Source organism: Streptomyces sp. NPDC047108 (assembly GCF_040643575.1).
GTDB lineage: Bacteria > Actinomycetota > Actinomycetes > Streptomycetales > Streptomycetaceae > Streptomyces.
In genome coordinates, this window is record NZ_JBEYUP010000015.1 from 87,614 (window position 1) to 104,196 (window position 16,583).

Annotated in this window: 20 protein-coding genes, 2 pseudogenes and 1 riboswitch; of the genes and pseudogenes, 8 read left to right on the forward strand and 14 right to left on the reverse strand. The window is 71.8% G+C overall.

What is annotated here, in order from left to right; genetic code table 11:
- Positions 1-18 precede the first annotated feature (18 nt).
- Positions 19-978 (forward strand): cytochrome c oxidase assembly protein, encoded by a 960-nt coding sequence (locus tag ABZ822_RS24740; protein WP_360858234.1) that lies wholly within the window; start codon positions 19-21, stop codon positions 976-978.
- Between the two features lie 208 nt (positions 979-1,186).
- A complete protein-coding gene (locus ABZ822_RS24745; protein ID WP_360858237.1) occupies positions 1,187-1,354 on the forward strand; it encodes a hypothetical protein in 168 nt (55 codons plus the stop codon).
- 146 nt (positions 1,355-1,500) lie between these two features.
- On the opposite strand, the gene ABZ822_RS24750 is transcribed toward ABZ822_RS24745, so the two are convergent.
- From ABZ822_RS24750 to ABZ822_RS24770, 5 genes are all read right to left on the reverse strand, one after another.
- Positions 1,501-1,656: a hypothetical protein gene (locus ABZ822_RS24750; protein WP_360858240.1), complete on the reverse strand. Its 156-nt coding sequence runs from the start codon at positions 1,654-1,656 to the stop codon at positions 1,501-1,503.
- A gap of 176 nt (positions 1,657-1,832) precedes the next feature.
- The gene (locus ABZ822_RS24755) at positions 1,833-2,012 is read right to left on the reverse strand and encodes a hypothetical protein (RefSeq protein WP_360858243.1); all 180 of its coding nucleotides are present in this window, start codon (positions 2,010-2,012) and stop codon (positions 1,833-1,835) included.
- A gap of 12 nt (positions 2,013-2,024) precedes the next feature.
- A complete protein-coding gene (locus ABZ822_RS24760; protein WP_360858247.1) occupies positions 2,025-2,453 on the reverse strand; it encodes a PPOX class F420-dependent oxidoreductase in 429 nt (142 codons plus the stop codon).
- 68 nt (positions 2,454-2,521) lie between these two features.
- Entirely contained in the window at positions 2,522-3,277 is a 756-nt protein-coding gene (locus tag ABZ822_RS24765) for a nuclear transport factor 2 family protein (RefSeq protein WP_360858249.1), read from the reverse strand.
- A 225-nt stretch (positions 3,278-3,502) separates the two neighbouring features.
- Positions 3,503-3,886: a hypothetical protein gene (locus ABZ822_RS24770; RefSeq protein ID WP_360858252.1), complete on the reverse strand. Its 384-nt coding sequence runs from the start codon at positions 3,884-3,886 to the stop codon at positions 3,503-3,505.
- Positions 3,887-4,303: 417 nt separating this feature from the next.
- On the opposite strand from ABZ822_RS24770, the gene ABZ822_RS24775 reads away from it, so the two are divergent.
- Positions 4,304-5,038, forward strand: coding sequence for a lysophospholipid acyltransferase family protein (locus ABZ822_RS24775; RefSeq protein ID WP_360858255.1), 735 nt, complete (start codon positions 4,304-4,306; stop codon positions 5,036-5,038).
- Positions 5,039-5,161: 123 nt separating this feature from the next.
- Here the strand turns inward: ABZ822_RS24775 and ABZ822_RS24780 are convergent, their stop codons facing one another.
- From ABZ822_RS24780 to ABZ822_RS24815, 8 genes are all read right to left on the reverse strand, one after another.
- A complete protein-coding gene (locus ABZ822_RS24780) occupies positions 5,162-6,799 on the reverse strand; it encodes an alpha/beta hydrolase (RefSeq protein ID WP_360858258.1) in 1,638 nt (545 codons plus the stop codon).
- Positions 6,800-6,908: 109 nt separating this feature from the next.
- Positions 6,909-7,682 (reverse strand): urease accessory protein UreD, encoded by a 774-nt coding sequence (locus ABZ822_RS24785; RefSeq protein ID WP_360858261.1) that lies wholly within the window; start codon positions 7,680-7,682, stop codon positions 6,909-6,911.
- Entirely contained in the window at positions 7,679-8,404 is a 726-nt protein-coding gene (ureG, locus tag ABZ822_RS24790) for an urease accessory protein UreG (protein ID WP_360858264.1), read from the reverse strand. Before ureG ends, ABZ822_RS24785 begins: the two co-directional genes overlap by 4 nt.
- Before the next feature lie 63 nt (positions 8,405-8,467).
- Positions 8,468-9,340 (reverse strand): urease accessory UreF family protein, encoded by an 873-nt coding sequence (locus ABZ822_RS24795; protein WP_360858268.1) that lies wholly within the window; start codon positions 9,338-9,340, stop codon positions 8,468-8,470.
- A gap of 17 nt (positions 9,341-9,357) precedes the next feature.
- On the reverse strand, positions 9,358-11,079 hold the full coding sequence (locus tag ABZ822_RS24800) for an urease subunit alpha (protein WP_360858270.1): 1,722 nt from the start codon (positions 11,077-11,079) through the stop codon (positions 9,358-9,360).
- Positions 11,072-11,383 (reverse strand): urease subunit beta, encoded by a 312-nt coding sequence (locus ABZ822_RS24805; RefSeq protein WP_360858273.1) that lies wholly within the window; start codon positions 11,381-11,383, stop codon positions 11,072-11,074. Before ABZ822_RS24805 ends, ABZ822_RS24800 begins: the two co-directional genes overlap by 8 nt.
- 13 nt (positions 11,384-11,396) lie before the next feature.
- Positions 11,397-11,699 carry an urease subunit gamma gene (locus tag ABZ822_RS24810; RefSeq protein WP_360858440.1) on the reverse strand — a complete coding sequence of 101 codons (303 nt, stop codon included), beginning with the start codon at positions 11,697-11,699 and terminating at the stop codon, positions 11,397-11,399.
- Between the two features lie 256 nt (positions 11,700-11,955).
- A complete protein-coding gene (locus ABZ822_RS24815) occupies positions 11,956-12,585 on the reverse strand; it encodes a TetR/AcrR family transcriptional regulator (RefSeq protein WP_360858276.1) in 630 nt (209 codons plus the stop codon).
- Positions 12,586-12,694: 109 nt separating this feature from the next.
- Here ABZ822_RS24815 and ABZ822_RS24820 point away from each other — a divergent pair, with 109 nt between their 5' ends.
- The gene (locus ABZ822_RS24820) at positions 12,695-13,708 is read left to right on the forward strand and encodes an ABC transporter permease (protein ID WP_360858279.1); all 1,014 of its coding nucleotides are present in this window, start codon (positions 12,695-12,697) and stop codon (positions 13,706-13,708) included.
- 159 nt (positions 13,709-13,867) lie between these two features.
- Here the strand turns inward: ABZ822_RS24820 and ABZ822_RS24825 are convergent, their stop codons facing one another.
- The gene (locus ABZ822_RS24825) at positions 13,868-14,185 is read right to left on the reverse strand and encodes a type II toxin-antitoxin system prevent-host-death family antitoxin (RefSeq protein ID WP_360858282.1); all 318 of its coding nucleotides are present in this window, start codon (positions 14,183-14,185) and stop codon (positions 13,868-13,870) included.
- 79 nt (positions 14,186-14,264) lie between these two features.
- On the opposite strand from ABZ822_RS24825, the gene ABZ822_RS24830 reads away from it, so the two are divergent.
- The 4 genes and pseudogenes from ABZ822_RS24830 to ABZ822_RS24845 form a co-directional block, all read left to right on the forward strand.
- The gene (locus ABZ822_RS24830; protein ID WP_360858285.1) at positions 14,265-14,903 is read left to right on the forward strand and encodes an ATP-dependent Clp protease proteolytic subunit; all 639 of its coding nucleotides are present in this window, start codon (positions 14,265-14,267) and stop codon (positions 14,901-14,903) included.
- 5 nt (positions 14,904-14,908) lie between these two features.
- Positions 14,909-15,217, forward strand: a complete 309-nt coding sequence (locus tag ABZ822_RS24835; RefSeq protein WP_360858443.1) for a hypothetical protein — start codon at positions 14,909-14,911, stop codon at positions 15,215-15,217.
- A 330-nt stretch (positions 15,218-15,547) separates the two neighbouring features.
- Positions 15,548-15,715, forward strand: a riboswitch (cyclic di-AMP (ydaO/yuaA leader).
- 2 nt (positions 15,716-15,717) lie between these two features.
- A pseudogene (locus tag ABZ822_RS24840) lies at positions 15,718-15,831 on the forward strand (NlpC/P60 family protein); the annotation flags it as partial.
- 351 nt (positions 15,832-16,182) lie between these two features.
- Positions 16,183-16,521 (forward strand): annotated as a pseudogene (locus ABZ822_RS24845) (C40 family peptidase); the annotation flags it as partial.
- Positions 16,522-16,583: the final 62 nt, after the last annotated feature.

Genomic DNA, 16,583 nt, shown 5'->3' on the forward strand with positions numbered 1-16,583 from the left:
CGAAACAGGAGCGAGTGGATGGATCACGGCGGGCACGGCGGGCACGGCATGACGATGGACCTGCCGCCGTTCACGCTCGGGAGGGGCCTCGCGTTCACCGGAGAGCCGTTCTTCCTGGTCGGCTGTCTGCTCGCGCTCGGGCTCTACGCATGGGCGGTCGTCAGGCTGCGGCGGCGCGGAGACGCCTGGCCGGTGGGCCGTACGGTCTCGTTCGTCGTCGGTGTGCTCACCATCGCGCTCGTGATGTGCACCGCGCTGAACGACTACGGCATGGTCATGTTCAGCGTGCACATGGTGCAGCACATGGTGATCAGCATGCTGTCCCCGATCCTGCTGCTGCTCGGCGCACCGATCACGCTGGCGCTCCGCGCGCTGCCGTCGGCCCCGCGCGGGCGGAAGGGGCCGCGCGAGCTGCTGGTGGCCCTGCTGCACAGCCGGTACGTCCGGATCGTCTCCCATCCGGCCTTCACCATCCCGCTGTTCATCGCCAGCCTGTACGCGCTCTACTTCACCCCGCTCTTCGACACCCTCATGGGCAGCAAACCCGGGCACATCGCGATGATGGTGCACTTCCTCGCCGTGGGGCTCGTGTTCTTCTGGCCGATCATGGGCGTGGACCCCGGCCCGCACCGCCCGGGCTATGTGATGCGGATGCTGGAGCTCTTCTCCGGGATGCCCTTCCACGCCTTCTTCGGGATCGCGCTGATGATGGCGACCTCGCCGATGGTCGGCACGTACGAGAACCCGCCGGCCTCGCTGGGCATCGACGCGCTGGAGGACCAGCAGTGGGCGGGCGGTATCGCGTGGGCCTTCAGCGAGATCCCGTCCGTGGTCGTGCTCGTGGCGCTGGTCTACCAGTGGTACCGGTCCGAGCAGCGGCAGGCGCGGCGGACGGACCGGGCCGCGGACCGGGACGGGGACAAGGAGCTCGAGGCGTACAACGCCTATCTCGCGTCCTTGCAGGCCCGCGGGCGCTGACCCCGCGCCACGGCAGCACTGCGGCCGGAGACGCCCTCCGGCTGCTGTCGGAGGGCGTCTCCGGCCGCTGTCGGAGGGCGTCTCCGGCCGCTGATCGCCCATGCTTGCCGACCGGACAGTAGCGGTACGGGCCCTGGTGGGGGGACCATGGTCTTCTGGCCGCGCCCGGAGCATCCGGTGCTCGGGGCTGCCGGGAGGAGGATGCGGGATGCCCGGATCTGCGAAGACCATGACAGTTCTGACGCTGGCGGCCCTGGTCCTGGTGACCGCCTACACCGTGGCCCTCGGAAGCAGCGGCTGGCTCTGGTTCGGCTGGGTCGTGCTGGGCCTGATCACCATCGGTGTGGTGGCGACGGAGCACACGCACACGACGTAGCGCGCGGCGAGCGCTCCCCCTGCCCGCTGAGCCGGGCCGGTGACGCAGCCCTCAGGGCTGCCCGGCGTGACGGGCCAAGGCCAAGGCCCACGAAGCGGCGGCCTGATCGAGTGGCGCGACCGGCAGGGGCCGGCCCCGCCGGTCGCCTACGGCGCGCGGGAACGGCCGAGCCGCGTCAGCCACGCGGGAGAGCGGCGCCGTTGCACCAAGGCCGCCGCCCCGACCGCGACGCCCAGCAGCAGATGCCCGTACGGGATACGCACCAGCAGCAGGCCGAACCCCGTGAGGAACACCATCAACACGCCCAGTACCACCAGGAATCCGGGCCATGGAGACCGGGCCGCTCCCTGCTCCGGCGGGAATGGAGACCGGGCCGCACTCTGCTCCGGCGGGATCGGTCCGCGCGGCTCGGGCGGGGGCGGGAGGCCCAGCAGGCTCCGTCCGCGCCGGCTGAACTCACCCGTCAGTACGACGACCGTCAGCGCTCCAGGTGGAGCATCGGCACCAGATCGGGGGTGGCCGTGGCCAGGAACGGACACAGGGCCGAGACCGCCGCATACCACGGAGGCGGGCGCTGGGTGGCGGTCGGCTGACTGCGCCGCCGCTCGAACTCCTCGACGGCGAAAGCTGCTTGCTCGGATTCGGGGTCACAGGACACAGGCACCTCCGGTCAGTCGGCGATGCCGCGGATCGCCAGGACCTTCTCGATGGACACCCGTACGAGCAGGATCTCGGCGGTGCTGTTGCGGGCCCCGTACGCCGGTGCCTGCGCCTCGCCCACGTAACGGGCGGCGATCCGCGTGGCCCAGTGACTCACCTCCGGCCGGTCCTCGCTCACCTTCGCGACGCCGTGGACGACGACGAAGGAGAACGGGGGCCGGTCGTCGTCCACGCAGAGCGCGAGCCGTCCGTCGCGGAGGAGGCTCCGCCCCTTCACGGACGTCCTGCTGGTGTTGAAGACGAGATCACCGCCGTCCAGCAGGAACCAGACGGGTGCGACATGCGGGCTGCCGTCGGCGCGGGTGGTGGCGACCTTCGCGGTGCGGGTGCCCTCGCCGAGAAAGGCGCGCCATTCTTCGTCGGTCATGGGTGCGGCCATGATGCGGTGCTTCCTCACGGGCGGTACGGGTGCCGGGCGTGCGACGGCACGTGTGCACACAGGACGGTTCAGAACAGGCCGTTGTCGTGCGGGAGTTCGGCGGGGATCGGCGGGATCGCGTCCCAGTGCTCGACGATCTTTCCGTCGGCGAGGCGGAAGAGGTCGTAGTAGGCGACCGGGACGCCGAACTCGCCCTCGCCGACGACGAGCACGAAGTCGCCCTCCGCGAGAACCTTGTGGATCGCCGAGTAGACGACCTTCTTGCCCCGTTCGGCCCACCGCGCCGCCGCGGCGCCGAATCCCTCCAGACCGTCACCTGCCTCGGGGTTGTGCTGCAGATAGGTCTCGCTGGAGGTGAAGTGGGTGGACAGCGTGTAGTCGGCGCCCTTCAGCACCTTCTCGGCGTACTCGGTGACCAGCGCGCGGTTCGCCTCCGTGGCCTCCGGGTCGCCGACGCGGTCCGGGCCGTCGGTCTGGGAGCGGCCGCTGACGGTGTGCTCGACGTAGGGCACCAGCGCGTCCCAGTGCTCGGCGAGCCTGCCGTCCTCCACACGGAAGATGTCGAAGGCGACGAGCGGCTCCGGGCCGAAGCCGTGGTAGACGCCGTGCAGCACGACCAGGTCGCCGTCGGCGACGACCCGGGCCCGCTCGTAGCGGAAGTCGTCGCCGAGCGAGGCGACGAGATCGCGCAGCGCCTCGGGGCCGTCGCCGGCGAGGGCACTGTGCTGGCGGTACGTCGGTGCGACCCAACGATCCACCGCTGAGGGGTCCTTGTCGCCGAACAGCTCGCCCACGGCTTTGAGGACCAGGTCCTTGTTGTTCATGACGGGCGCTTCCCAGGAGTGCGGAGGGCGGACCGGTTGTCCGCCCGATGGCTCCTCAAGCCTCATCCGCCCTGTGCGTCCCGACGAGGTGCATTCCCGAGCGACGATGGTCAGAATCGGACAGCTCGCCCGCGGCAAGCGCGAGCTCAGCGCCATGCGGCCACGCCTGGCGGTCGACGCCCCACCGGCCCGGCAGTCGACGCCTCACCGGTCGCCGGACACCCGTCACACGGCGGCCGTAGGCCGGCGCTGGTTGCGGAACTGGCGCATCAGCTCGGCCCACACCAGCAGGCTGGTCGCGGGAGCGGCGGCCGCGAAGAGCATGTGCACTCCGTCCTCGCCCTCGCTGTGCGAGGCCCAGAGGCTCCAGGCGAGAGCCGCGGCCACCCCCGCCGTCGTCAGGAACCAGCTCGGCAGTTCGCGGCGCGCATCGACGATGGCGGCCGCCGTACCCAGTCCGCCGCCGATGACCAGTCCCATGACCAGGACCGCACGAGCCCAGTCCGGGGCCCCGATGACGCCCTCCAGCACCGGCCTCGCCTGCAGCTGCCGGTAGGTGATCAGCAGACTTCCGCTGTAGACGACCGTCAGGGTCGTCAGACTGAGCACTCTGACCAGTGTTCCCAGCGCACCGCGTTCCTCGCCACCCATGACGCACTCCCCCCCATGGCCGGACCCGACCGGTCCGGAACGCGTTCCAGAATGCCCGCTCGTATCCGAATGTGACGGTGAATCACGGAAATCTCATGACAGCAGCCACGGGAGGGACCGCGGCACCGGTGGCGACGCGCCCACCCGCGCCTCACGCACCACCCCTCGTACGCACCCCTCCCTCCGTCGTCCGCTCGGCGCCCCATCACCCGCTTCCTGATGACTTGTCAGCAATGAACGGCATCAGGACAGGATCGAGACAAGGAGAGGTGCTTACACCCGGCGGGGCCTGCAATTAGACTGACCCCCCGAAAAGCGCCGTTGACCTGGAAGGACCCAGGTCTGAGACGATCCGGAAGGCTGAGGAACGCCCGCGTGTTCTACTACGTGCTCAAGTACGTGCTGATCGGGCCACTGCTGCGACTGGTGTTCCGCCCCAGGATCGAGGGTCTGGAGCATGTGCCGGAGGAGGGCCCTGCGATCATCGCGGGCAACCATCTGTCGTTCTCCGACCACTTCTTGATGCCGACGATGCTCAAGCGCCGGATCACCTTCCTCGCGAAGGCGGAGTACTTCACCGGTCCCGGCATCAAGGGCCGGCTCACCGCGTTCTTCTTCCGCAGCGCGGGCCAGATCCCCGTCGACCGATCGGGCAGGAACGCCGCCCAGGCAGCGATCACCGAAGGTCTCGGCGTGCTCTCCAAGGACGAGTTGCTGGGCATCTACCCCGAGGGCACCCGCTCCCACGACGGACGCCTCTACAAGGGCCGAGTGGGCGTGGCGGCGATGGCACTCAAGGGCGGCGTCAAGGTCGTGCCCTGCGCGATGGTCGGCACCTTCGAACTCCAGCCGCCCGGCCGCGTCATCCCCCGCTTCGGCATCGGCCGGGTCACCATCCGGTTCGGCGAGCCCCTGGACTTCTCGCGCTACGACGGCATGGCCGACGAGCGGACGGCGCTGCGCGCGGTCACGGACGAGATCATGTACGAGATCATGGAGCTCTCCGGACAGGAGTACGTCGACCGTTACGCCCCGGAGGTCAAGGCCGAGCAGGAGGCCGAAGCCGCGGCGCAGGCGCAGCAGCGGCGCAAGGCGCGGCTCCGCCGCTAGGAGCCACGAGGACACGCGACTCCGCTCGGACGCCCAGGCGTCCGCCCGGACGCAACGGAGCGGGGACGGCCGGAAGCTTCCGGCCGTCCCCGCTTCGCTGTCGTGTCAGCCTCGCCGTAGGCGTCAGTGCACGGCGGGCAGGTCCGCCTTGGCGGCCTTCGCCTTCGCGGCGGACTCACCGGCCTCCGGCTTCGGCGTCTCGTGCGGCTTGCACGTGACGTCCTTGCTGTCGATCTTGCCCTTCAGCAGGTAGCCGTCGACCCGGTCGTTGATGCAGGGGTTGACCAGGCCGGTGACCCCGTGGGATCCGGCGTCCTTCTCGGTGATGAGGCGCGAGCCCTCCAGGCGCTTGTGCAGTTCGACGGCGCCCTCGTACGGGGTGGCGGCGTCACGCGTGGACTGCACGATGAGCACCGGCGGCAGACCCTTGCCGGTCTTGACGTTCAGCGGGGTCTGCTGACGGTCGGGCCAGGTGGCGCACGGCAGGTTCAGCCATGCGTTGGACCAGGTGAGGAAGGGGTAGTCCTTGTGGAGCCGGGTGTTGTCCCGGTCCCACCGCTTCCAGCTGGTCGGCCACTTGGCGTCGGCGCACTCGACGGCGGTGTAGACGGCGGTGCCGTTCTCCGACGAGATGTTGCCCGCGGTGTCGGACATGTCCGGACCTGCGGCCTCGACGAGCGCCTTCTCGTCACCGGCGAGGTACTTGCTCCACACGCCCGCGACCTCGGTCCACGCCGAGTCGTAGTACGGCGCGCTCTGGAAGAAACCGAGCAGCTCGGCCGGGCCGACGACCCCACCGATCGGGTTCTTCTTCGCGGCGGCCCGCAGCTTCTCCCACTGCTGCTGGACCTTCTCCGGGGTGTCGCCGATGTGGTAGGCGGCGTCGTTCTTCGCGACCCACGCCTTCCAGTCGTCCCACCGCATCTCGAACGCCACGTCCTGGTCCAGGTTGGCCTGGTACCAGATCTTCTCCCGCGACGGGTTGACCACGCTGTCCACCAACATGCGGCGGACGTGTCCCGGGAAGAGCGTGGCGTACACGCCGCCCAGGTAGGTGCCGTAGGAGACCCCGATGAAGTTGAGCTTCTTGTCACCGAGGGCGGCCCGGATGACGTCCAGGTCGCGTGCGGTGTTCGGGGTGGTCATGTGCCGGAGCATCGCACCGCTGCGCTCCTTGCAGCCGTCCGCGTACTCCTTGGCCAGCTTGCGCTGCGCCCGCTTGTCGGCCTCGCTGTCGGGCACCGGGTCGAGCTTCGGCGCCTTGGCGAACTCCTGCGGGTCCATGCAGGAGATGGGCGCGGAGTGGCCCACGCCGCGCGGATCGAAGCCCACGAAGTCGTACGCCTTCGCGGTCTTCTCCCACAGCGGGTTCTTGGTCGTGACCCGGAGCGGGAAGCGCAGGCCCGAACCGCCGGGGCCGCCGGGGTTGTAGAGGAGCGAGCCCTGGCGCTCACCGGCCTTGCCGGTCGAACGGGCCCGGTCGACGGCGATCTTGATGGTCTTGCCGTTGGGCTTGGCGTAGTCGAGCGGAACGGTGACCCAGCCGCACTGGACGGGCTTCTCCAGCCCCCAGTCCTTGGGACAGTCCTTCCAGTCGATGCCCTTCTTCGCGGCCCGGGCCGCCGCGAGCGATACGCCCCGGGCTTCGGCGTCACGGGACTTCTGCTGCCCGGCGCTGGCGTTCGGGGCGACCATGGCGCCCACGACCAGCGTTCCCGCTATCAAAGTGCCGGCAGAGCCGAGCACCGCACTGCGTCTCACGATGTTTCCCCCTGCTTGGTGCGCCGCGGTCAATGCGGCAATGATCACAGGTTTGCAGGGGGATCCTTTCGTCTTCTCGCCTCTGAGCGATAGATCGTACGCTTGTTCTTTACCAAGCCGACAACTTCATGGCCGCGTCGAGCAGTCGGCGCAGGCCGAGGGCGTCGGGGGCGACGGCGGTCACGAGCACGGCGGGTCCGGCCAGCGGCGCGAGGACGGCCTCGCCGGCTCCCTCCCCCTCCCCGAGGACCTGCGGCCCGGGCGGCCCGTCCTCGAACTCCGGTGCCACGACGAGCAGTTGACCCACGGCGCGCCGCCCCCCGAGGACGGCGGGACCGTCCCAGCCGGGCACGCCGGGACCGTACGCGGTCTCCTGATCGAGGAGCGTTTGGCCGCCCCTGCGGACCGTGATCCGGGTGTGGAGACGCCCCGGATCCTCCCCCGTGCGCCCCAGCACCTGTTCCTCGCGCAGGACCAGGCGGGCGGTGGGTGCGAGATCGATCTGCGTCGTCATCCGCAGATCGCTGCCCCGCGCGGAGATCAACGGCTCCGGCAACCACCGCAGTACCGCATCCTCCCCCACGGACAGCCCGACGTCGTAGGCCGCGGGGGCGGGGTCACGACCGGGGAGGGCGACGGTCGCCGCGGCCGCCGTCACCCGGAGCACCGCGCCTGGCTCGGCCGTCGCGTCGACCCGGAGCCGGTCGCCGCCGAGCGGGGCGCTCATGGCCCCGATGACGCAGACCGCCGCCTCCGGCGCGTGGGCGCGGACGCGGCGCAGCGCGAGCGGCGCCTCGCTCTCCAGGACGGGCAGGGCGGTGCCACCGCGTCCGTCGGGCACGGCGGTGATGCGCGCGGCGGCTCGTACGCTCGTGGCGCTCACGCGGGATCCGCGGCCGCCGTGACCGGGGCCATCGGGGCGGCGGTCCAGGCAGTGAGCTTCTCGCGCACCCAGTCGGCGACCGGCTTCACCCCGTCCTCGCCGGTCAGGGAGGTGAAGGCGACGGGCAGTTCGCCACGCTGGGCGCGCGCGTCACGCGCCATGCCGTCGAGGTCGGACCCCACGTACGGGGCGAGATCGGTCTTGTTGACGACGAGCAGGTCGGCGGTGGTCACGCCCGGGCCGCCCTTGCGCGGGATGTCGTCCCCGCCCGCGACATCGATGACGAAGATCTGGGCGTCGACCAGGCCGCGCGAGAAGGTGGCGGTCAGGTTGTCGCCGCCGGACTCGACGAGGACGAGGTCCAGCGGCCCGACCGCGTCCTCCAGGTCCTCGACGGCCTCCAGGTTCGCGGAGATGTCGTCGCGGATCGCGGTGTGCGGGCAGGCGCCGGTCTCGACGGCCGTGATGCGCTCGGCGGGGAGCACGGCATGGCGGAGCAGGAAGTCGGCGTCCTCGCGCGTGTAGATGTCGTTGGTGACGACGGCGACGGAGAACTCCTCGCGCAGGGTGCGGCACAGCGCCGCCACGGTCGCGGTCTTGCCGGAGCCGACGGGCCCGCCGAGGCCGATGCGCAGGGCCCGGCGGGTGCCGTCGGGGCGCGTGGCCGCCGGGGCGCTGTAGGTGTGCCGCTGGGGGAAGGTCTCCGCGTGGTCGAGGTGCATGACGGCTCCGGTGGGTGGGTGACGAGGTCGGCGGGCGGCAGGGGCAGCCCGTACGGGCTGCGGCTAGGAGGCGAAGAGGCGTACGGACCAGGCGGCGTGGCGTTCGGCGGCGATGTCGGCGAGCGGACCCGACGCGGCGGGCAGCGCGCCGATGCCTTCGGTGCGTGCGCGGCCCGCGGCCTCGGCGGCCTGCGCGGCGACGCGGTCCAGTTCCGGGACGAGCCCGGCCAGCACGGCTGTGGCCTGGAAGGGGTCGAGTCCCAGGAGCCGTACGGCGGCGGTTGCCGGCCCGCCGACGGACTCGTACGCCGCGATGTGTGCTGCGTCGTGCGGCGTGAGGCCGGCGGCGCGCGCGACGACGCCGAGGACGACGGGCTGGTGCGCACCGCGCGGCCGGGCCGCCGCCAGCGCGTCGAGTGCGGGGGACGGCCAGGCGGCCCGGGCGGCGCGCATCATCTGCCGTCCGAGGCGCCTGGCAGTCGTACGGAGCGCGGGTACGGGCGTACGGGCGTCGGCCGCCTCGTCCACCAGGAGCGGGTCCATGCCCGCGGCGGCGGCCGCCGCGAGCCCGGCCGCGGTGAGGCCGGCGGTGTGCAACCGGCCGCGGCAGTACGCCTCCAGGGTCGCGGCGTCCGTGATCCGCCCCGCCGCGACGGCGGCCTCGGCACCGCCGGAGTGCGCGTGGCCCCCGGCGGGGAACCGGCCGTCGGCGAGGACGAGGAGGGCGGCGCGCGCGGGGTGCGGGGCGGTGCTGTTCGCCGGGCCCGCGTCCCCGTCGGTGCCGGCGTCCCCGTACGCGCCCGCGCCCCCGCCCGTGCCGGCGGAGCTACGGGAGGCCGGCGCGTCCACCAGGGACGGAGTCGCCTCGTCAGCGCGACCGGAATCCGCACGCGGTGCGGCAGGAGGCGTGGTGGTGCTGTCCACGGTGCTGCTCATGGTCTCCGGCCCCCGGCTCAGAAGAGGAAGTACCGCTGGGCCATGGGCAGTTCGGTCGCGGGCTCCGGATCGACCGGCTCGCCGTCGACCGTGACCGTGAAGGTGTCGGGGTCGACCGAGACGCGCGGGCAGGCGTCGTTCTCGCGCATGTCAGCCTTGCCGACGCCCCGTGTGCTGCGGATCGGGGCGAACCGCTTGCCGAGCCCCAGCCGTTCGGGCAGGTCGTCCTCGATCGCCGCCGGAGCCACGAAGTTGAACGAGTTGGCGGCCGGGGCCCGGCCCGTCGCGCCGAACATCGGCCGGGGCATCACGGGTTGCGGCGTGGGAATCGACGCGTTGGCGTCGCCCATCTGCGCATACGCGATCTGGCCGCCCTTGATGACGAGTTGGGGCTTCACACCGAAGAACGCCGGATCCCAGAGCACCAGATCGGCGAGCTTGCCGGTCTCCACCGAGCCGATCTCGTGGTCGAGGCCCTGGGCTGTGGCGGGGTTGATCGTGTACTTGGCCACGTATCGCCGGGCGCGCCGGTTGTCCGCGTTCCCGTCGCCGGGCAGCGCGCCCCGGCGGCGCTTCATCACGTGCGCGGTCTGCCAGGTGCGCAGCACGACTTCGCCGACGCGCCCCATCGCCTGGGAGTCGGAGGAGATGATCGAGATGGCGCCGAGGTCGTGCAGCACGTCCTCGGCCGCGATGGTGGAGGGCCGGATCCGGGACTCGGCGAACGCGAGGTCCTCCGGCACGGCCGGGTTGAGGTGGTGACAGACCATCAGCATGTCGAGGTGTTCCTCGACGGTGTTGACGGTGTGCGGCCTGGTCGGATTCGTCGAACTGGGAAGGACGTTGGGCTCGGCGACGACGGTGATGATGTCCGGTGCGTGCCCGCCCCCGGCACCCTCGGTGTGGTACGCGTGGATGGAACGCCCGTCGATGGCCGCGAGGGTGTCGCCGACGAAGCCCGCCTCGTTCAGGGTGTCGGTGTGGATGGCGAGCTGAGCACCCGTCACCTCGCACACGTCCAGGCAGGCGGCGATGGCGGCCGGGGTGGCACCCCAGTCCTCATGGATCTTGAACCCCAGAGCTCCGCCGCGAAGTTGGCTGTGCATGGCGTCGGCCGAGACCGTGTTCCCCTTGCCCAGCAGCCCGATGTTGAGCGGGTAGGCCTCCAGCGCCTCGAACATCCGGGCCAGGTGCCACGGGCCGGGCGTGATGGTGGTCGCCTTGGTGCCCTCGGCCGGACCCGTACCGCCGCCGATGAGCGTGGTGATCCCGGCGGAGAGAGCCTCGTCGGCGATCTGCGGGCAGATGAAGTGCACATGAGCGTCGATGGCGCCCGCGGTGAGGATCTTGCCGTTGCCGGCGATGACTTCGGTCTCGGGCCCGATGACGAGACCGGGGTCCACACCGTCCATGGTGTCGGGGTTGCCGGCCTTGCCGATGCCGCTGATCCGGCCGTCGCGGATGCCGACGTCCGCCTTGATGACACCCCAGTGGTCGATGACCACGGCGCCGGTGACGACGGTGTCGGGCGCGCCCTCGGCCCGGGTCGTACGGGCCTGGCCCATCGACTCGCGGATCACCTTGCCGCCGCCGAACACCGCTTCGTCGCCCGCCGTCCCGGGCCCTCCGGCCAGGTCGCGTTCGATCTCCACGAGGAGGTCGGTGTCGGCGAGGCGGATGCGGTCGCCGGTGGTCGGCCCGAAGAGGTCGGCGTACGCGGCGCGGGAGAGTTCAGCCATCGAGCGGACCTCCGGTCTCGCCGCGCAGGCCCGCGACGATCCGCAGGCCCCCGATCGGCACGAGTTCGACCTCGGCGGGGATGCCGGGTTCGAAGCGGGCGGCGGTGCCAGCAGGGATGTTCAGCCGCAGGCCGCGGGCGGCGGCACGGTCGAACTCCAGGCCGGGGTTGGCCTCGGCGAAGTGGTAGTGGGAGCCGACCTGAACGGGCCGGTCGGCGGCGTTGAGGACGGTCAGCCGGATGACGGGGCGGCCCTCGCCCTGGACGACGGGGCCGTCCGCGTACAGCACTTCTCCCGGGATCATGCGCGCGCTCCCCTCAGGCGATCGGGTCGTGGACGGTGACGAGCTTGGTGCCGTCCGGGAAGGTCGCCTCCACCTGGACGTCGTGGATCATCTCGGGGATGCCGTCCATGACGTCGTCGCGCGTGAGCACCTTGCGTCCCGAGGACATCAGTTCGGCCACGGTCCGGCCGTCGCGGGCACCTTCGAGGATGTGCACGGTGATGAGGGCGACGGCCTCGGGGTGGTTCAGCTTCACTCCGCGGGCCCGGCGCTTCTCGGCCACGTCGGCGGCCACATGGATCAGCAGCCGTTCCTGCTCGTGCGGGGTCAGTTGCACGCTCGGCACCTCACAGTCCTCGACACTCCCGTACACCCGGGACTCCCGGACGCCCGGGACTCCCGGACGCCCGGGACTCCCGTACGCCCGGGCCGGCGCCCGGCCGGCCGCGGCACCGGTGCGGGTGATCAGCAGGTCTACCGCACACCGGCCCCGGGCCGGTGGCAACACGACCTGCGGCTCCGCCCGTCGTGCACCACCTCCGCCCGGTGTGCGCTCTCGTTGCGCAGGCTAGTTCCGTGGCGTTTCGGCGGCGTTAACTGCTGCGGTCACCGATGTCCATCGACATCAGGGCGCGCAGCCCTCGCTGCAGCACCTCGACGTCGACCTCGCCGAAGAGGGCCTGCTGGGCGATGAATCCCTGCACCGTGGCGATGAGGATGCGGGCGATGTCGTCGGCGGGGACGTCGGCGCGGACGAGTCCGGCCCGCTGATAGCTCTCGACCACCTCGATCCAGGTGGCGCGCAGCGTGGCATAGCCCTCGTCGAGGGTCGCGGAGAGGCGTTCGTTGCGGAGGGTCTCGGCCCAGACCTGGAGGATCAGGCGAGGGAAGGCGGGACGGCCGCCCTCCGGAGTGCCGCCGGGCCCCGCGTACACCTGCCGGACGACGCGGCCGATGATCGCGTCCGGGAGTGGGGGCGGGGACTCCCGCGCGGCCTCGGCGAAGGCGGTGCGGATCGTGTCGAACGCCTCGTCAGCGATGGCCTCGATCAGCTCCTCCTTGCTGCTGAAGTAGCGGTACACGGCGCCGGCCGACAGGCCGGCCTCCCGCAGGACGTCCTGCATGGAGGTGGCGTGGAAGCCGTTGCGGGCGAAGCAGCGCGCGGCGCCGTCGAGGATCTGCCGGCGGCGGGCGTCGAGGTGTGCCTGGGATACGCGGGCCATGGCTCCGAAACTAAAACGAACGTTCCTTCTTGACAAGCGCGGCACCCCGGACGGACAGTGGCCGCAGAGACAAAACGAACGATCATTCTTTTTGAAGGGGCCGCTCTCCATGTCAGCTGCCGCCACCGCCGGGCCGGCCGTCCCGCCGGCCCGGAAGATGCTCACGGTGATCCTCCTCGTCCCGGCCGTCGTCGCCCTGGCGCTGTGGGCGTTCGCCTGGCCCACTGCCCGCATCGCCCCGCGCGACCTCCCCGTCGGAGTAGCGGGGCCGGCCGCGGCGACCGCGCCGCTCCGGCACCAACTCGCCGAGCGCGAGGGTGCGTTCGACGTCCACCGCTATGCCGACGAGTCCGCCGCCCGCGCCGCCGTCGAGGATCGCGAGGTCTACGGCGCCGTGGTGGTCACCGCACGGGGCCCGAAGCTGCTGACCGCGACGGCTGCGAGCCCGGCCGTCGCCCAGCTCCTCCAGGAGGCCGTCTCCCACCAGGCACCGCCGGGCACGGAGCCGCGGACGGACGACGTGGTCGCCGCACCCGCGTCCGACCCGCGCGGGGCGGCCCTGGGATCCAGCCTGCTGCCGCTGTCACTCGCCGGGGTCGCCGCCGGGGCGGTCGTGACGCTGCTGGGTCTGCGCGGCCTACGCGCCGTAGCGGCACTGACCGGTGCGTCGTTCCTGGCCGGGCTGGTGGTGACGGCCATCGCTCACACCTGGCTCTCGGTCATCACCGGCCCCTGGTGGCTGGAGGCCGGGGCGCTCAGCCTGACGGTCCTCGCCGTGAGCGCGGCCGTCGCCGGATGCGCCGCACTCCTGGGGCGGGCGGGTATCGGCGTCGGCGCCCTGCTGATCGTCCTGCTCGGCAACCCCTGGTCGGGAGTCACGTCCGCCCCGCATCTGCTGCCGGAGCCCGCGGGTCTCGTCGGGCAGTGGCTGCCTCCGGGCGCGGGCGGCACCCTGCTTCGCTCGGTGGCGTTCTTCGACGGGCACGGGGCGGCCGCGGCGACCACAACTCTGGCGCTGTGGGCGGCAGTCGGGCTCTCAGCGGTCGCCCTGCGCAGGCACCGCGACCGGCGGGACGCCGGAGTGTCCGAGCTGCGCCGGCCGGCTCCGGCACCGGCCGCCTGAGGCCGCGGCCCCGACGGGCCGCAGGGAACGGGCCGTACGTCATCCGCTGTAGCGGACGGGTGGCGTACGGCGCCCTTCGCCGCCCGGCGGCCGGGAGCCAGATGACGTCCGTCAGTTCCAGATCCAGCGCTCCGTACGTCTCTGGCGCTCCGTACGTCTCTAGCGCTCCGTACGCCCCGGATCGCGCTCGCCGGCCGCCGGGTCGCGGTGCTCGGCCGCGATACCGAAGCGGCGCCGTTCGCCGGCAGCGGACGCGCCGGCCCTGACCGCCGAGACGGTGCTGATCACCTGCTCCTCGCCGGCCTCATCGGCACCGCGGTCGGCTTCCTCGAGTCGCTGCAGGTCAGCGGCGGACACCAGCGCGACGAGGGGCTTGCCGTGGCGCGTGACGACCACCCTTTCCCCGCCGTAGACGACGCGGTTGATCAGGTCGGCCAGCTCGGCGCGCGCTTGCGTCACCGGAATCTCGTACGCCATGCCCCCATCATAAGGGTCTGTACGTCCTGTACATTTTTACAGAGGCTGCGCAGCCGCCCGAGGGGATGAGGTGCCGACCATGGACCGTCCGACCGATCGCTCCGTCCTGCCGGAGTTCACGGAGCGCACCAGCTCCGGGACCCGCACGACGGATCCGTACTCCAGGCTCCTCCAGGAGCGCATCGTCCTGCTGGGAACACCGATCGACGACGCCGCGGCCAACGACGTGACGGCGCAGCTCATCCACCTCGAACACGCCGCCCCCGACCGGGACATCTCGCTCTACATCAACTCCCCCGGCGGCTCGACGACCGCGATGTGCGCCGTCCACGACACGATGCGGTACGTCAGCTGCGACATCGAGACCGTGTGCCTGGGGCAGGCCGCCTCGTCGGCCGCGGTGCTGCTGGCCGCCGGCACGCCCGGGAAACGCCTGATGCTGCCCGGCTCCCGTGCGCTCCTCCGCCAGCCGACCCTGCCGGATCCGGTCGAGGGCCAGGTGAGCGACCTGGAGGTCCAGGCCGCGGAGTTGCTGCGCCTGCGCGCGCTCCTGGAGGGACTGCTCGTACACCACACGGGGCAGCCGGCGGAGCGCATCGCCGCCGACCTCGAGCGCGACACCGTCCTGGACGCCGAAGCGGCCCTGGCGTACGGGCTCGCCGACCGCGTGGTGCCCCATCGCAAGGCGGCCCCCGGCCTCCCGGCCGGCGAGCGGTGAGCGGCGTGCTGCCGCCCGAACTGCCGCCGCTGCCCGCCCTGACGCGCGCTGAGGGCGATCTGGTGGACCGTTACCTCGATGTGCTCGACCTCGTGGGCCGCATCAACCCGGCCCGCTCCTCCGACACGTACGGCGGACTGCGCGCCGCCCAGGCTCTCGTCGGCAAGGCGGCCGCGCTGCGGGACGCGCTGGCTCTGATGCACGAGCGCGGGGAGAGTTCGATCCACGCCGCGACGCTGGCGCGCGCGTTGCGGGTCCTTGACGGCGACCGGCGTGCCACACGTGTCACCCTCCCCCCGGAGGGGCGGAGTTGACGAACCGTCGCCCGACGCGGCGTCACGGTACGGCCGAACGTGTTCGCCCGATCGACGTACCGTCAGGCCCAGAATTGACTTGATCGACTTGCGATCCGAGCGCGGGGAGCGGCCCCCGGCACACCGCTCCCGCGCTGGTACGGGGCATGACCGAGCGCTGGATCCCGTACCGGATCACCCCCAGGGCCGCCAAATGCCTCAAATGTGACTAAGGCCGTAAGTGCCCGTTTCGATCGGAAATCTGACGGTCGTTGCGTGACGATCCGTTAGACGACAAGCCCCCGCCATCGCGGTGGGGCGGTCCACGCGGACGCCGAGTCCTGCCGCCGCGCGGATGCCCGGTCGACACCAGTGGATCGGCAGGAGTGGAGGACCCGAGCAGTCCGGGGCACCGGTTCAACCGGCGCTCCTTGGGGTGAAGCCGCTGCGGCGGCCGGGCATTCTTCGCCTGCCCGAACCCGACAGGTCACCCTTCACAGGCGGCTGACGAAGGGGTGCGCATGACCGCGCATGCACAAGTCCCGTCCCTCCTCGGCCGGGCCGGCGCCGCTTCGGCGCTCACCCTGGCAGCTGTCGGCGGCGCGCTCCTGGCGCCGGGCTCCGCGTCGAAGGCGTACGCGGTGCCGCCGCCCGGCCCCGACTCGTCCCGGACCCAGAGCAGCACGGCCGGGGCGGGAGCGTCCGGGATCGAGCAGCAGATCTCAGGCGACGACCCGTTCGCCCTGATCGGGGACGAGCCGTCCGTGAACGGCCCGTCGGGCGGCAGACCACCGGGATCCCTGCCGGGCATGCCCGGCACCCGGCCCGACGGCGGACCCTCCTCCGCCGAGCCGGACAGCCGGCACAAACCGTCCCAGCCGCCCAGGAAGGAACCATCGAGGCAGGCCGGATCCGGCAAAGCGGCGAAGCAGCCCGCACATCGCCCCAAGGCACCGAAGGCCCGCAAGCAACTGCACCTCGGGACACGGGCGCTCAACGCCGCACACTCCAAGCGGGGCGCGCCCTACCGCTACGGCGCCTCCGGCCCGGGGAGCTTCGACTGCTCGGGCCTGACCGTCTACGCGTACAAGTCCGTGGGCAAGCAGCTCCCCCGGACCGCGTCGGCGCAGTACAACTCCACCCGGCGCGTCCCGGCCTCCGGCCGGCGCCCCGGTGACCTCGTCTTCTTCGGCGCCGGACGCGGGGTCTACCACGTGGGCATCTACGCGGGCGACGGGAAGGTCGTGCACTCCCCCAAGGCCGGTTCGGTCGTGAGGGTCGATCCGATCTGGTCGAACGACGTCGCCTACGGCCGGGTCGACTGAGGCTCCTCTCACCACCCTCGGAACGGGCGGCCCGGCGCGCGGATCCCCTGCGCGCCGGGCGC

What these genes read in the sequence shown, in the direction of transcription:
- ABZ822_RS24820 (WP_360858279.1), top strand. Translation starts at nt 12,695, where the DNA reads ATGTCAGCTGCCGCCACCGCCGGGCCGGCCGTCCCGCCGGCCCGGAAG.
- ABZ822_RS24740 (WP_360858234.1), top strand. Translation starts at nt 19, where the DNA reads ATGGATCACGGCGGGCACGGCGGGCACGGCATGACGATGGACCTGCCG.
- ABZ822_RS24795 (WP_360858268.1), bottom strand. Translation starts at nt 9,340, where the DNA reads ATGAGCAGCACCGTGGACAGCACCACCACGCCTCCTGCCGCACCGCGT.
- ureG (WP_360858264.1), bottom strand. Translation starts at nt 8,404, where the DNA reads ATGCACCTCGACCACGCGGAGACCTTCCCCCAGCGGCACACCTACAGC.
- ABZ822_RS24760 (WP_360858247.1), bottom strand. Translation starts at nt 2,453, where the DNA reads ATGGCCGCACCCATGACCGACGAAGAATGGCGCGCCTTTCTCGGCGAG.
- ABZ822_RS24815 (WP_360858276.1), bottom strand. Translation starts at nt 12,585, where the DNA reads ATGGCCCGCGTATCCCAGGCACACCTCGACGCCCGCCGCCGGCAGATC.
- ABZ822_RS24830 (WP_360858285.1), top strand. Translation starts at nt 14,265, where the DNA reads ATGGACCGTCCGACCGATCGCTCCGTCCTGCCGGAGTTCACGGAGCGC.
- ABZ822_RS24800 (WP_360858270.1), bottom strand. Translation starts at nt 11,079, where the DNA reads ATGGCTGAACTCTCCCGCGCCGCGTACGCCGACCTCTTCGGGCCGACC.
- ABZ822_RS24805 (WP_360858273.1), bottom strand. Translation starts at nt 11,383, where the DNA reads ATGATCCCGGGAGAAGTGCTGTACGCGGACGGCCCCGTCGTCCAGGGC.
- ABZ822_RS24745 (WP_360858237.1), top strand. Translation starts at nt 1,187, where the DNA reads ATGCCCGGATCTGCGAAGACCATGACAGTTCTGACGCTGGCGGCCCTG.
- ABZ822_RS24825 (WP_360858282.1), bottom strand. Translation starts at nt 14,185, where the DNA reads ATGGCGTACGAGATTCCGGTGACGCAAGCGCGCGCCGAGCTGGCCGAC.
- ABZ822_RS24765 (WP_360858249.1), bottom strand. Translation starts at nt 3,277, where the DNA reads ATGAACAACAAGGACCTGGTCCTCAAAGCCGTGGGCGAGCTGTTCGGC.